The 17,543-nt window shown below is 43.6% G+C and carries 1 protein-coding gene; it reads right to left on the bottom strand.

The features are described 5' to 3' along the window. Positions 1-205 precede the first annotated feature (205 nt). Complete coding sequence (locus tag N6B01_RS00715) at positions 206-17,509, bottom strand: Ig-like domain-containing protein (RefSeq protein WP_262079447.1); 17,304 nt, start codon at positions 17,507-17,509, stop codon at positions 206-208. Positions 17,510-17,543: the final 34 nt, after the last annotated feature.

Below are 17,543 nucleotides of genomic sequence, written 5' to 3'. Positions count from 1 at the left end.
ATCTCTTTGTTCAAAGCTACGCAGAATAGGCATTGTAACATTATTTTTAAACGCAGATAATGCACTCTTAGATTATTTGAATTTGCATATTTGAGCGGAAGAATTTCATTTTTTTGGTAATCATAATAAGACTCTCACAAAAAAAGTCCCCTGATGCAAATCAGGGGACTTTCTATTTCATTTTTGAATTGTAGGTTTTTAAAATTTAAACAACAATTTGGCCATTAGCAAGTAGAGTTGCAAGGTCAACGTTTACGTCATTAATGGTCAATAATGGTGTTGATTCATAAGAACCACCACTACCGTCGCGATCAACGTAAAGCACGGTATTGCCACCTTCTTGCTCTACTTTGAGGTAATCTCCAATCTTATCACCAACATCGATTTTAGCAACGCCATTTGAGTCAAAATGTGCAGGTCCGTCAGCATCGCGAACATAACCAATCAAAATATCAGATAAGTCAATTCGGTCTGCATTAGCATTGGTTGCATAATTGCCAAGGGTAAACTGATCTACCGTATCATGACCATTGCCACCCGTTGCATCGTCAGCAATTGCTTCATAAAGTAAGGTTGTATGTCCAGTGCCGCTTAGGATGAAATTATCATCACCACCACGACCATTTAAAATATTATTTCCATTGCCATCGGTAATAGTATCATTACCACTGGTACCATAAATGGCCTCTATATTGGTTAACTTAATGGTATAGCCAGTTGCAACATTTTGGAAAGCATCGGTAATGGCAAGACTTACGTTAATGCCAGTAGAACCAACCGCTGCAAAATCAGCAATATCCAAACCACTATTTGCATCCCAAGTGCGTTCACCATCGCCAACAACCCAGCCGCCGCCGCCATTATAGTAACGGGTACCAGCACCAATGAAAAAGGTATCATTGTAACCTGTACCAACAATACCAACGTCAGCGCTGTAACTATTCGTATTGGCGGTTGCACCATCAGCTTCAGCTGTTAAAACATAACCATTATAGGGTTCTGTTGCTTTAAGGTTAGTCCAGCTTGAATTTACATTTTCAACTGGATTGGTGCTGCTAGCAAAAGCTTGACCACCAAAGTCTTGTGAAACACCATTTTGGCTAAATCGCATGACTGCAGTATAGGTTTCATTTGGATCAAGACCATAGAAATGGACGATTGCCGAGCTATCATTCCAACCCGTACCATATTGCGGGTTGATAATCTGGCTTGCAACACGCACACCAGCTGAATTATAGATTTCAACCGTATTACCATAAAACGTATTGGAACCATCGGGACGGATGATACGCAAATGCATGGCAGTGCCATAATCTGGCGTATTTGGATTAGTGATAACAATCGATGCTTCACTGGTATTCGCACGTGATATGATCAAATCTTGATCACCATCCCAATCATAATCCATTGCAGCAGCACTTGCACCATTAACCGCAGCATCAAGTGCTGTTGACGTCATGATGGAACCACCAGCCGTTGCAACACCCATATCCTTGATATTTTTAATATCCCAGACAACTTGGCCGCTATCATCGGTTGTACCAGTATTATGGTAATAAAGCGATGTACCTATAGAATATTTGGCTTCAGGAACCTCAACAAGGTCCATTTTACCATCACCATCCCAGTCAATTGCAAGGGTAGATTTACCCATAATACCATCAGCAATGCGTTGCGGATCCTTAAGATTACCGGCACCATCATTATAAAAGATCATACTATCGGTGCCTAAAGTATCTGCGGCTGCACCCACACCAGCATTTTTGGATTGGCCAATAAATAGATCCATATAGCCATCGCCGTTTAAATCTGCCCAAGTCAAAGAAATGGTTCGTTCAAAACTATCCGACGAATTGGCTGCTCCAGATGCGCCACTGGTATTGAAGATATTGGTAAAGCTTTGCCCGAATGACCAATTTTGTCCCGTAGCCGAACTTACACCACTATTTTTCAGCGTTACTAAGTTATAGGTGGTTTCCCAAGTATAATTGCCATGAACGACTAAATCAACCGCACCACTATTGTTAAGGTCAACAACTGACAATTCGTGATCTGTTGTAAAATTACGAAGAGCCGTAGGCAACGAAGCATTGGCTGTTGGATAACCATAAGTATCCCACTGCTGGGTGCCTAGATTAAGATCTGCCTGCCCCTTATTATGAAGGAAGGTTGAGCTATCGTTTCCTGAGTCACCTAAAACAACGTCAAGCCAACCGTCACCGTCCATATCCAAGGAAACAGTACTACCAAAGTGAGTGAGCGAATTTACTTGAACGAGCGTTGCTTCGTAAGTACCATCAGCCTTTCCTACAAACATTGTTCCTGTTCCTGAACCTGCAATGCCAGCATCGTAAGTTCTGTCAGTCAAGAACATATCCATATAACCATCGCGGTTATAATCGCCATAAGTATATGAGCTAAATAGTTTTTCCCACGTATATTGGGCAGAAATAGCTGCGTTACCGACATTTGCCCAATTGAGCAATGAAGGCGAACCAAAGTTGCGGAAATCATTACCATCAGCTGAATATTCAGCCATATCGGTCATCATTGTCCAGCCGCCATTATTTCCAAGTCGCAAGGACATGGAATAGGTCGCATAAGCACCGCCGGTACCAACATTTGGCGCCATATTACTGTCAGTTGTGTCAATAGCAATTTCAAAACCTGAAGAAAGGCTACCATTTACACCGGACAAACTTTGTACAGCGGCATAATAGGTATAAAAAGTCCCATCTTTAAGTTCAGTTGGTTCGGTGAAGCTCCAGCTTGTACCGCTAACTGTGGCATAGCCGACAAAAACACTACCACGATAAACAGCAACTGTTGCGCCTGCTTCAAGCTCTTCACTTAAAGTGCCATGTAAAGTTGGTGTCGTATCATCGGTATAGCTACCAGATGGCAGGCTGTCATAAAGCTGCGTGCCGTAATCATCACTAAAATGCGTAATGCTTACAGTTGTGCTTGGTACACCATTATTAATGGTCACCTCTTTACTGCTTTCAGTACCTAAATTACCTGCAGCATCAATAACACGTGTTTTAAAGGTATATGTACCATCGGCAAGCTCTGTATCGCTATTATCCAAACTCCAGCTATCACTGCTAGCAGCATAGGTTGCATCTTGCCAAGTTTGACCGTTATCCAATGAAATTTGAACGCGTTCATTAGCTGCAAGAGTTCCGGTAACCTTTGCCGTAATAATCAAGGTTCCATCACGGGTAATAAAGTCATCACCAACATTACCTGTGTCTTCGGTAATTGAAACTATGTCTGAAGTTGCAGTTGGTGCTGCAGTATCGACATTAATATCAAATGCACTTGACTTTGTTCCTTCATTACCAGCCGTATCAGTGACAACTGCCTCAAAGCTAAATTTACCATCGCTAAAGGCTTGGGCATCAGTAACCTGATATTCCCATGTACCACCAGAAATAGTAGCAACGCCCAAAACAGTTGTTACACCATTTTCATCGGTAACTTTGATAACAACCCTTTCACCATCGCCAACGCCAGCAATTGTACCTTTAAGAAGAGGTTTAGTATCATCAGTATAGCTGTTGCTGGTCGTTACATCACCGGTATTCAAGCCGATATCATCATAAAAACCAGTAATAGAAACACTAGCACTTGTTGGTGCTGTCGTATCAATAACGACTGTTTGTGATCCGCCATTGGTGACATTACCAGCAGCATCAATGACGCGGGTCGCAATTGAGTGGCTGCCTTCAGATAAAGCACTACCAGTGTTATCATAGCTCCAGCTATTATCGGCAGAATTATAAACAGCATCTACCCAATTACCACCATCGATCGAGATTTGAACTTTTTCATCTGATGCTAAGGTCTGTGAGACACTACCATGGATGGTCAAGGTCGTATCACTGGTGATAAAATCACTGTCGCTAAAGCCTGTATCGGTTGTGATACCGGTAATACTGGCGGCAGAAGTTGGTGCTGTAAGATCAAGATTGATATCAAAGACGGTGGAAGTTTTACCTTCATTACCAGCACTATCGGTAACAACGGCTTCAAATCTATATTGTCCATCGGTTGTAAAAGCTTGGGCATCACTAACCTGATAGGTCCAAGTGTTACCGGTAACAGTTGCATAGCCAAGTAAGATTTTCTGTCCATCTGGCCCAGTAACTTTGACCGCAATACGATCTCCATCCTGCATGCCAGTAACCGTCCCTTTAAGAAGCGGTGTTGTGTCATCGCTCGATGTACCAGAAACGGTCATTTCACCTTGGATCAAACCAACATTATCGGTAAATCCGCTAATAGCAATTTCATATCCATCAATTGGCGCCGTTTTATCAATAGTAACATTCTGAGTGCTACCAACTGTCACATTACCGGCAGCATCAATAACACGGCTAGTAATCGTATGAGTGCCTTCCGATAAAACACTACCAGTATTGTCATATGTCCATGTATTGGTATCAGCATCATAGACAGCATCAACCCATGTGCCACTATCAATCTGAATCTGTACTTTTTCACCTGTTGCCAAGGTTTCAGAAACAGTTCCATTTATAATAAGCGTATCATCATTGGTGATGAAGTCAGTTGCGCTTGTGCCGGTATCATCACTAATGCTGGTTATAGATGAAGAAGCAGACGGCCCAGTTAAGTTAAGATTAATATCAAAACTTGCTGATATAGTTCCTTCATTACCTGCATTATCAGTAACAACGGCTTCAAAGCTATAATCACCTTCTGCAAGTGCTTGCGCATCTGTCACCTGATACTCCCAAGTACCATCGGTCACGGTTGCATAACCAAGCACCGTCTTTACACCATCAGCGCCAGTTACCTTAATAACAATGCGATCACCATCTTCGAGACCTGTTAAAGTACCCTTCAACAATGGTGTTGTATCATCGGTTGATGTACCAGATGTGGTCATATCACCTTGGATCAAACCAACATCATCAGCAAAACCAGTGATAGATATCGTTGCAGATGTTGGGCCTTGTGTATCAATCGTTATATCATGGGAGGTTGAAGTTGATGGATTACCAGCAGCATCACGAACGATAGTTTCAATAATATAACGACCATCGCTTAGCGCATGAGAAGCGTCATTATGATTAACACTATAAGTGCCATCATCATTGCGTGTTGCTTGTATCCAATCGCCAGCCGAGCCACTTGCAGGTTTAATCCGTAACCAAACGGTGTCCCCGGCTTCCAAACTGCCATTGATAGCAATGGTATAAATTAAGCTTGGATCATTTGTAATAAAATCTGAAGCACTTGTGCCAGTATCCTCGCTAATTGATTGCAAGGTAGCAGTTGTAGTTGGGCCTTGAGTATCAATTGTTACATCAAAACCTGTACCTGTGCTTTCATTGCCTGCCGCATCGGTTGCAGTTACAGTAAGACTATGATCACCTTCAGTCAAAGGATCTGTGGTAACAGACCACTTGCCATCACTGCCAACTGTTGTTGTTCCAACCACATTACCATCGCTATCTTTGATCGTGATGGTTGCACCAACTTCGCCAGAACCACTAAAGGTCGGTGTTGTATCATCGGTTGATGAACCAGATGTAATCGCCCCTTGGATAAAGCCAACATCATCGCGCACTTCATCAATCACTGGCGCTGCTGGCGCTGTGCCATCAATTTCAATGCCGAATATGACACTACCCTTGGTGCCTGCTGCATTTTCAGCATTAGCGGTGAAGCTATAAACACCATCAGCAAGATCTGTTGTTGGTGTTAATGTCCACACACCATTGCTATCAGCTGTGGTAACACCAACAACCACCGTTTGCCCATCACTATTTACATAGCTTACGGTTACAGTTGCATTAGCACTTGTGCTACCAACCATTTGCGGACGGCGGTCATCAGAAACACCATTATTGCCAACATTACCTTGGATTGAACCAAAATCATCAACAAAATGGTCAAAACCAACAATGACGTTGCTGCTATCAACTGTAAAGTCAAAGCTAGGACTTGCAGCGCTTGTATTACCCGCAGGATCGGTCACGGTGATGCTGATTGAATGATCACCATCAGCTAAGGCTGAAGGAGAATAACTCCAAGAGCCATCAGCATTAATTGTTGTTGTACCAAGAACCGTATCGCCATCCTTAATGGTAACAACACCGCCAGCTTCACCAACACCCGCATTGCCAGAAAGCACAGGTTGCTTGTCATCAGTTGTATCATTTGGTGACAAGGCACCTGTTACATCACCAACATTATCGGTGATGGTTGGCATTGATGGTGTTGATGGCGCAGTAGTATCAAGCACAATTGGATAGCCGCCCGTCATATTACTGAGCTGACCTGCCGCATCATTTGCCTGCGCTTTAATTGTATAAGTACCATCGCCTTTGGCAAAAGCTGGGCTGATTTCCAAGGTCCAATTACCATTGCTATCAACAACAGTTGTACCACCAATAAAGCTTGTTCCATCTGGAGCGGTAACATGAATGGTGATGGTTGAACCAGCTGTACCGGTACCGCCAACAACAGGCGTTGTATCATCAGTCACGCCATTTTGCTGCAAGCCACCTGTAACTGCACCTTCATTATCGCTAACGCTGGTGATAGCTGGATCAGATGGTGCTGCACCCACAACGGTGAAGTTCCAATCAGTCGTTGCTGGACCAATATTCCCAGCCTTATCAACTGGACGAGCAGATAAAATATAATCGCCAGGAATTAATTGTGGGCTTGGGTCAAAGCTCCAAGATCCATCAGCATTAACTGTTGTTGTACCGATAAGCGTTACATTACCTTCGGCGTCCTTATTATAAATATTGATGGTTGAAGCATCATCTGGATCAACCGAGCCTGCCGCACCATCATAAGTTGGTGTGCGATCATCGGTTGGATCACCACGATTGATTGTACCTTGGATCGTGCCAAAATCATCAACAAGATCCAACTTGCTTTCATCAATCGCATTTGGTGCCGTCGTATCAATATTAAGATCAAAACTAGCTGATTTCGAGCCTTCATTGCCTGCATTATCAGTAACAACGGCTTCAAAGCTATAGTCACCTTCTGCAAGTGCTTGCGCATCTGTCACCTGATACTGCCAAGTACCATTAGTTAAAGTTGCAACGCCAAGTACTTTAGTAATACCATCGGCACCAGTGACCTTGATAATAACTCTATCACCATCTTCAAGGCCTGTTATGGTTCCTTTGAGAAGTGGTTTTGTGTCATCGGTTGAAGTTGAGGTTTGAGAAATTTCACCCGTAATTGAACCAACATCATCATAATAGCCACTAATGGTAACAACGGCCGATGTTGGGCCTTGTGTATCAATAGTGATATTTTGTGTTGATGAGGTTGATGGATTACCAGCAGCATCACGAACAATGGTTTCAATAATATAATTGCCATCGCTTAACGCATGAGAAGCGTCATTATGATTAACACTATAAGTGCCATCATCATTGCGTGTTGCTTCAATCCATTGACCTACGGTTCCACCTTCTGGTTTAATTCTTATCCAAACGGTGTCACCAGCTTGCAAAGTGCCATTGATAGCAATGGTATAAATTAAGCTTGGATCATTTGTAATAAAATCTGAAGCACTTGTGCCGGTATCCTCGCTAATTGATTGCAAGGCAGCAGTTGTAGTTGGGCCTTGAGTATCAATTGTTACATCAAAACCTGTACCTGTACTTTCATTGCCTGCCGCATCGGTTGCAGTTACAGTAAGACTATGATCACCTTCAGTCAAAGGATCTGTGGTAACAGACCACTTGCCATCACTGCCAACTGTTGTTGTTCCAACCACATTACCATCGCTATCTTTGATCGTGATGGTTGCACCAACTTCGCCAGAACCACTAAAGGTCGGTGTTGTATCATCGGTTGATGAACCAGATGTAATCGCCCCTTGGATAAAGCCAACATCATCGCGCACTTCATCAATCACTGGCGCTGCTGGCGCTGTGCCATCAATTTCAATGCCGAATATGACACTACCCTTGGTGCCTGCTGCATTTTCAGCATTAGCGGTGAAGCTATAAACACCATCAGCAAGATCTGTTGTTGGTGTTAATGTCCACACACCATTGCTATCAGCTGTGGTAACACCAACAACCACCGTTTGCCCATCACTATTTACATAGCTTACGGTTACAGTTGCATTAGCACTTGTGCTACCAACCATTTGCGGACGGCGGTCATCAGAAACACCATTATTGCCAACATTACCTTGGATTGAACCAAAATCATCAACAAAATGGTCAAAACCAACAATGACGTTGCTGCTATCAACTGTAAAGTCAAAGCTAGGACTTGCAGCGCTTGTATTACCCGCAGGATCGGTCACGGTGATGCTGATTGAATGATCACCATCAGCTAAGGCTGAAGGAGAATAACTCCAAGAGCCATCAGCATTAATTGTTGTTGTACCAAGAACCGTATCGCCATCCTTAATGGTAACAACACCGCCAGCTTCACCAACACCCGCATTGCCAGAAAGCACAGGTTGCTTGTCATCAGTTGTATCATTTGGTGACAAGGCACCTGTTACATCACCAACATTATCGGTGATGGTTGGCATTGATGGTGTTGATGGCGCAGTAGTATCAAGCACAATTGGATAGCCGCCCGTCATATTACTGAGCTGACCTGCCGCATCATTTGCCTGCGCTTTAATTGTATAAGTACCATCGCCTTTGGCAAAAGCTGGGCTGATTTCCAAGGTCCAATTACCATTGCTATCAACAACAGTTGTACCACCAATAAAGCTTGTTCCATCTGGAGCGGTAACATGAATGGTGATGGTTGAACCAGCTGTACCGGTACCGCCAACAACAGGCGTTGTATCATCAGTCACGCCATTTTGCTGCAAGCCACCTGTAACTGCACCTTCATTATCGCTAACGCTGGTGATAGCTGGATCAGATGGTGCTGCACCCACAACGGTGAAGTTCCAATCAGTCGTTGCTGGACCAATATTCCCAGCCTTATCAACTGGACGAGCAGATAAAATATAATCGCCAGGAATTAATTGTGGGCTTGGGTCAAAGCTCCAAGATCCATCAGCATTAACTGTTGTTGTACCGATAAGCGTTACATTACCTTCGGCGTCCTTATTATAAATATTGATGGTTGAAGCATCATCTGGATCAACCGAGCCTGCCGCACCATCATAAGTTGGTGTGCGATCATCGGTTGGATCACCACGATTGATTGTACCTTGGATCGTGCCAAAATCATCAACAAGATCCAACTTGCTTTCATCAATCGCATTTGGTGCCGTCGTATCAATATTGAAATCCAACGAGGCACTTGAATCACTTGCATTACCCGCAGCATCCGTTGCTGTCACTGTAATCGAGTGATCGCCTTCGCTAAGTGGAGTATTTGGCGTTAACGACCAGTTACCATCACTATCAACAGTTGTTTCACCAATAATTGTATCGCCATCTTTGATCGTAATAATCGAGCCTATTTCGCCCGTACCAGAAAATTCTGGTTGGGTCTCGTTGGTGCTGCTACCAGCGGTTATTACACCTGTATTAGGCTCAGTATTATCGGTTGCGGTGGGGACAGCAGGAGTTGCAGGCGCAGTCGTATCAACGGTAAAGTCAAGCGCTGCACTTTCTTCACTGGCATTACCAGCCTTATCGGTCTCAGTAACAGTGATAGAATGATTACCCTCGCTTAACGCGGTTGAAGGGGTTAAAGACCAATTACCATCACTATCAACGGTTGTTGTACCAATAACGCTATCGCCATCCTTAATTGTAATTGTTGAACCTACTTCACCTGTGCCAGTAAATACAGGTTTTGTTTCATTTGTACTACTTCCAGCAGTAATGACACCTGTCTTAGGCTCGGTATTATCGTTGGCAGTTGGAACAGCTGGTGTTGCAGGTGCCGTAGTATCAACATTAAAATCAAGCGATGGGCTTGGGTTACTCGCATTACCAGCGGTGTCTGTTTCTGTTACTGTTATCGAATGACTGCCCTCACTTAGCGGTGTATCAGGCATGAACGACCAATTTCCGTCACTATCAACTGTAGTTGTGCCAAGAACTGTATCGCCATCTTTAATGGTAATAGTTGAGCCAACCTCACCTGTGCCTGAAAATTGTGGACGTTTATCATTGGTATCGCTACCAGATGTAATCACACCAATATTTGGCTCAGCATTATCAGTTGCTACTGGCAATGCTGGTGTTTGTGGTGCTGTTGCATCAACCTCAAGCGTAAAGGTGGTTGTAATAGTATTACCAGCTGCATTTTTAGCTTCAGCAGTAAAACTATAAGACCCATCGGCAAGATTTTCAGTTGGTGTTAGTGTCCATGTGCCGTCACTATTAGCGGTTGTTGTGCCAACAATCACTGTTTGCCCATCACTATTTACATAGCTTACGGTTACAGTTGCATTAGGCGTTGCATTACCATTAAATACTGGCTTTTGATCATCGGTTATACCACCTGTTGCGACGTTACCGGTGATTGAGCCAACGCTATCAACAAAATGATCAAAGCTTACAACAACTTCGGTCGTGTCAACAATGAGATCGAAACTATCACTTGCATTACTGGTATTACCAGCATTATCGGTAATTGTTACAGATATAGAATGGCTGCCTTCGCTCAGCGCAGGTGGTGTATAACTCCAAGAACCATCGGCATTTATTGTGGTTGTACCAAGAACAGTATCGCCATCCTTAATGGTGACAATACCGCCTGCTTCACCAACACCTGCATTACCTGAAATAACCGGACGCTTATCATCAGTTGTATCATTTGGTGCAAGCACACCTGTTGTTTCACCAACATTATCAGTAATGGTTGGTATTGATGGAGTTGATGGTGCAGTAGTGTCAAGCTCAATAGGATAACCAGTTGTCATTCCACTTAATTGGCCTGCTGCATCACTTGCTTGTGCAGCAATAGTATAAGTACCATCGCCTTTGGCAAATGCTGGATTAATTTCTAATGTCCAACTACCATCAGCTGCAACAACTGTTGTTCCACCAATAAAGGTTGAACCATCAGGTGCAGTTACATGGATAGTAATGGTTGAACCAACGCTACCAGTACCATGAAGAGTTGGTGTTGTATCATCGGTGACTTCATTACGTTGCAAATCACCGGTGACATCACCAACATTATCAACAATGCGCGAAATGACTGGAATGGAAGGTGCTGCGCCAACAACTGTAAAGTTCCAATCCGGTGTGGCATCACCTTCATTACCCGCTTTATCAACTGGTCGGGCAACAAAAATATAGTCTCCGGCGGTAAGGGCAGTCTGAGGATCAAAACTCCACGAACCATCAGCATTGACTGTTGTTGAGCCAATGAGAGTTAACGTACCATCAGAGCCCTTGTTATAAATATTAATTTTTGATGCATCAGCAGGATCAACGGAACCCGCAGCACCCTTATAGGTTGGGGTGTGGTCATCAGTTGAATCGCCGCGATTAATTGTACCCTGAACTGGCCCATAATCATCGACAAGATCCAGTTTTGTTGTATCAATAGCTGATGGTGCCACTGTATCAATATTAAGTTCGAAACTATTTGATTTTGAACCTTCATTGCCAGCATTATCTGTGACAACCGCTTCAAATGTATAATCACCATCCAAAAATGCTTGTGCATTACTTACCTGGTATTGCCATGTTCCGGCGCTGACTGTCGCTTCGCCCAATATTTTGGTAATACCATCCGATCCTGTCACTTTAATAATGACACGATCTCCCGTTTCAAGACCAGCAATGGTTCCCTTGAGTAACGGAGTTTTATCATCTGACGAGCTGCCAGATTGCGTAATATTACCGGTAATTGCGCCAACATTGTCAAAATAGCCACTAATAGTTACAGTTGCATCATTAGGTGCAGTTGTATCAATAATGATAATTTGGCTTGAAATTGCAGAACTATTACCTGCTGCATCACGTACAATGGTTTCAATAACATAATTGCCATCAGCTAAAGAATGTGCTGCATCATTATGGTCTATGCTATAGGTACCATCACCATTATCAACGGCCTTTATCCATTCGCCAACACTACCATCTTCAGACCTAATTCGCATCCAAACAGTATCGCCTGTTTCCAAAGTGCCATTAATGCTTATGGTATAGATAAGCGTAGGATCATTGGTTACAAAATCGGCGTTATTAAAGCCAGAATCATCGCTGATTGATTGCAAAATTGCTGTCGATGTTGGTGCAGTTGTATCAATTGTTACATCAAATCCAACACCACTACTTTCATTGCCTGCTTGATCAGTAGCAGTAACTGTAAGGCTATGATTACCTTCTGCAAGTGGGTTGGTTGTGATAGACCATGTCCCATCACCGGCAACAGTTGTTTGACCAACAACATTGCCATCTTCATCCTTGATTGTAATGGTTGCGCCAACTTCACCGCTACCTGTAAAGGTTGGTGTTGTATCATCAGTCGATGAGCCAGATGTAATAGCACCTTGAATGAAGCCAACGTCGTCAAGCACATCGTTAATAACAGGAGCTGCAGGCGCCGTTCCATCAATATTAATGGTGAAGTAAGCGTTGCCTTTAGTACCAGCAGCATTTACCGCTTCAGCCATAAACCCATAATTTCCATCAATAAGATCTGTTGATGGTGTAAGGCTCCATGCACCAGTGCTGTCAGCGCTTGTTGTGCCAACAATAATTTTTGTACCATTACTATCAACATAGCTTACCGTCACAACGGCATTAGCAGTTGCTTTACCCACCATTTGTGGTGTGCGGTCATTACTGATACCACCATTGTCAATATTACCTGTAATTGGATCAACATTGTCAACAAAATGATCAAAACTTACAACAACATTACTGGTATCAACATGAATATCAAAACCATCACTAGGTTTACTTTCATTACCGGCTTGGTCGGTCACTGTAATTGTGATGGTATGATCGCCTTCGCTAAGCGCAGGCGGTGTGAAGCTCCATGAACCATCTGGGTTAATTGTCGTTGTGCCAAGCACAGTATCACCATCTTTAATAGTGATTGTACCACCAGCTTCGCTAGCATCTTCTTGACCCGAAATAACCGGACGGCTATCGTCTGTTGTGCCATCAGGAGCAAGTGCACCTATTACATCTCCAACATTATCTGTGATTGTTGGCAAAGACGGCGTTGCCGGAGCTGATGTATCAAGAACAATCGGATATCCGCCGGTTATATTGCTAAGCTGACCAGCTATATCACTTGCTTGCGCTTGAATGACATATTGTCCATCCCCCTTATCGAAAGCTGGGTTGATTTCCAATGTCCAAACACCATTACTTCCGACGGTAGTTGTACCACCAGTAAAGCTTTCGCCATTAGGGCCAGTGACATAAATAGTGATGGTCGAACCAGCAGTACCCGTACCGCGCACAACCGGTGTTGTATCATCAGTCACGCCATTTTGCTGCAAATTACCGGTGACGGGTGCTTGATTATCGCCAACACTGGTAATAGCAGGATCAGCAGGGGCCGCACCAACAACAGTAAAATTCCACTCCGTTGTTGCCGGGCCTTCATTACCCGCTTTATCAACTGGACGCGCGGTAAAAATATAATCACCTGGTGTTAAAGGTGGATTTGGGTCAAAAGTCCATGAGCCGTCCGCATTAACTGCTGTTGAGCCAATAAGATGAATATCACCAAAGGCATCCTTATTGTAGATATTGATTGTTGCAACATCATCAGCGTCCACTGAGCCCGCAGCACCACTATAGGTGGGTGTGCGATCATCAGTTGAATCACCAGATTGAATTGAACCTTGAAGCGGCCCAAAATCATCAATAAGATCAAGACTATCATTGTTGATGGCACTTGGTGGCGTAACATCAATTGTTATAGCAAAACTATTAGATGTTGATCCCTCATTGCCAGCATTATCAGTCACAACTGCTTCAAAATGATAATCACCTTCTGCAAATGCTTGGCTATCAGTTACCTGATATTCCCAAACACCATTATTAACGGTTGCTTCACCAAGAATGGTGGTCACACCAGCAGCGTCAGTAACCTTGATGATGATACGGTCGCCATCTTGCAAACCAGAAATAGTACCTTTTAACAAGGGTGTTGTATCGTCGCTTGATGTACCTGATTGGCTAATTGTGCCTGTGATAGCGCCAACATCATCAAAATAGGCGCTAATGGCAACAATTGCTCCAGTTGGGCCTTGCGTGTCAATTGTAATAGCCTGCGAAGAAATTTCCGATGGATTACCAGCCGCATCACGAATAATAGTCTCAATTGTGTAGCGGCCATCAGCTAAAGAATGTGCAGCATCATTATGATTAACACTGTAAGTGCCATCATCATTGCGTGTCGCTTGTATCCACTCACCACTTGCGCCACCATCGGGCTTAATACGCATCCAAACAGTATCACCTGCCTCGACGTCGCCATTTATGCGGATCGTATAAATGAGCGTTGTATCATTTGTAACAAAATCGGTTGAATCAAAACCGCTATCTTCACTAATCGAGCCAAGCTCAGCTGTTGCCGTTGGCCCTTGCGTATCAATTGTTACATCAAAACCAGTGCCGGTGCTTTCATTACCAGCAGTATCGGTTGCGGTGATGCTAAGATTATGGGAACCTTCAGCTAAAGGATCAGTAGTTAGCGACCAATTGCCATCATCATCAACAGTTGTTTGACCAACAATAGTACCATCACTATCCTTGATTGTAATTGTCGTGCCAGCTTCTGCGGTACCGCTAAAGCTTGGCGTTGTATCATCGGTTGAAGAACCAGAACTAATCGGACCTTGAATGAAGCCTACATCGTCTAGAACTTCATTAATAATTGGGGCGGTTGGTGCTGTAGCATCAATTTCAATATTAAAATATGCATCATCTTTAGTACCAGCAGCATTAACAGCTTCCGCTGTAAAACCATAAGTGCCATCAGAAAATTCGGTTGTTGGTGTCAAAGTCCAAGCGCCATTGCTATCAGCAGTGGTCACGCCAACAATAATTTTTTCACCATCACCATTAATATAGCTTATCGTAATCGTTGTATTGGCTGTAGCATTGCCTACCATGACGGGAGTGCGATCATCGCTCACCCCATTAATATCAACATTACCCTGAATAGAGCCAACATTATCAACAAAATGGCTAAAACTTACTTCAACATTACTGGTGTCAACCGTAAGGTCAAAACTTGGACTTGGTTTACTTTCGTTACCTGCCATGTCAGTTACAGTGACAGTGATTGAATGGTTACCTTCAGACAAAGCTGGAGGGGTAAAACTCCAAGATCCATCCGGCTCAACCGTGGTTGTGCCAATAACAGTATCGCCATCCTTGATGGTAATTGTGCCGCCAGCTTCTTCACTGCCTACATTACCTGAAAGCACCGGCTGCTTGTCATCGGTTGTGTCATTTGGCGACAAGGCTCCTGTTACATCGCCGACATTATCGGTTAAAATCGGTTGCTGCGGTGCGTTTGGTGCAAGTGTATCAAGAATAACCGGATAACCGCCGGTCATGGCACTAAGCTGTCCAGCCGCATCATGGGCTTGAGCCGAAATAGTATAAGTGCCATCGCCCTGTGCAAAAGCTGGACTAATTTCAAGGCTCCAAACACCATCGGCATCTACAACAGTTGTGCCGCCAATAAAGCTTGTACCATCAGGATTTTGCACATAAATGGTAATAACTGAACCAGTTTCGCCTGTTCCAGTTACCACTGGCGTGGTATCATCTGTTACGCCATCTTTTTGTAACTCACCAACGACAGCACCTTCATTATCGGTTACGTTTGTAATGGCTGGGTTTTGCGGTGCATCACCAAAAACTGTAAAGTTCCAACCACTTGTTTCAGGGCCAATATTGCCAACCTTATCCACAGGACGAGCGGTAAAAATATAATCACCCGCATCCAAAGATGGGTTAGGGTCAAAGCTCCAAGAACCATCAGCATTAACTGTCGTCGAACCAATAAGCGTTACATTGCCATCAGCGTCTTTATTATAAATATTAATTGAAGATGCATCATTAGGATCAATTGAACCTACGCCACCGCTATAGGTTGGAATGTGATCGTCTGTTGGTCCGCCATGGGCAATAGTGCCTTGATAGAGGCCAAAATCATCAACAAGATCCATCAATGTTTCATCAATGGCAGCAGGCGGCGTTGTATCAACTTCAAACTCAATCGGTGTGCTTGAATCGCTTTGATTGCCAGCCTTATCTGTTTCGGTCACAGTAATCGAGTGGCTACCATCACCAAGCGGTGTTTCTGGCTTAAATGTCCAATTACCATCGCTATCAACGGTTGTTTCACCAATGATAGTATCACCATCCTTAATAGTAACCGTTGCGCCAGCTTCACCTTTCCCTGAAAATTCTGGTTGATTATCATTAGTGCTACCGCCACTTTCAATTGTACCAATAAATGGTTGAGCATTGTCGGCAGCATTTGGAGTTGATGGAGTTGATGGCTTAATTGTATCAACTTCAAACTCAATCGGCGCACTTGCATCGCTTTGATTACCAGCCTTATCTGTTTCGGTCACAGTAATCGAGTGGCTACCCTCACCAAGCGGTGTTTCTGGCTTAAATGTCCAATTACCATCGCTATCAACAATTGTTTCACCAATGATCGTATCGCCATCTTTGACGGTAATTGTTGAACCTGGTTCACCTTTTCCAGAAAATTCTGGTTGATTATCATTGGTGCTGCCACCACTTTCGATTGTGCCAATAAAAGGTTCTGCATTATCAGTCGCATTTGGAGCTGATGGCGCATTTGGCGCTTGGGTATCGACGGTAAATTCAAATGGATTGCTATGAGCGCTTTCATTGCCAGCATTATCTGAAGCAGTATAGGTAATAGAATGAGCACCATCAACCAAATCTGTATCGGGCTGCCAGCTCCAATTTCCATTACTATCAGCAACGGTAGAGCCAATAAACTGGCCATTATCATAAAACTTTATTGTCGAACCTGCAGCAGCGGTACCGGAAAACGTTGGACGTGCGTCATTAGTGCTATCGCCATTTGCAATATCACCTATAATGGCTTCAACGCTATCATAAACACTACTAAGGCTAGGAACAGCAGGTGGAGTATTATCAACAACTGGTGGCGGCGATTGATCAGAATCGGAGCCTGAGGATCCTGAAATCCCAGCAGCAAGCGCACCAGCGCCAAGCAATCCAAGCAATACTGCCGTTGCATCAATACCATCATTTAATTCGTGATAAATGACGTCAGGGTCTTCAATACCATCTTGACCTGATAATGCCTTGGTAAAGTCCACCAACAACAATACTTCACCGCCACTTAGCAATAAGTTATTGAATTCTAATCCATAGGTAAAGAAATTCTTAATAACAAGCTTTTCACCATCTTTAAACTCAATGACCAGATCGCCACCTTCACGGGCGTAATTTGCAATATCCCCCTTGGCTACATCAATGTAAAAATTGCCAGCTTCGTTGGACGCATTAACAATGCCCGACTTACTGGTGATTTTTGTATCAACATGGTTATTCAAAACGGATTTACTAGTCATTATCTTTACCCCACTTAACGCTCTGCGCGCATAA

The sequence above is a fragment of the Bartonella sp. HY406 genome (assembly GCF_025449315.1).
GTDB lineage: Bacteria > Pseudomonadota > Alphaproteobacteria > Rhizobiales > Rhizobiaceae > HY038.
Note: the sequence above shows the minus strand (reverse complement) of the source record. Positions and strands in the feature narration are given on the sequence as shown.

Bases quoted from the DNA above. Each gene is read 5' to 3' on its own strand.
- N6B01_RS00715 (WP_262079447.1), bottom strand. From the start codon at position 17,509: ATGACTAGTAAATCCGTTTTGAATAACCATGTTGATACAAAAATCACC.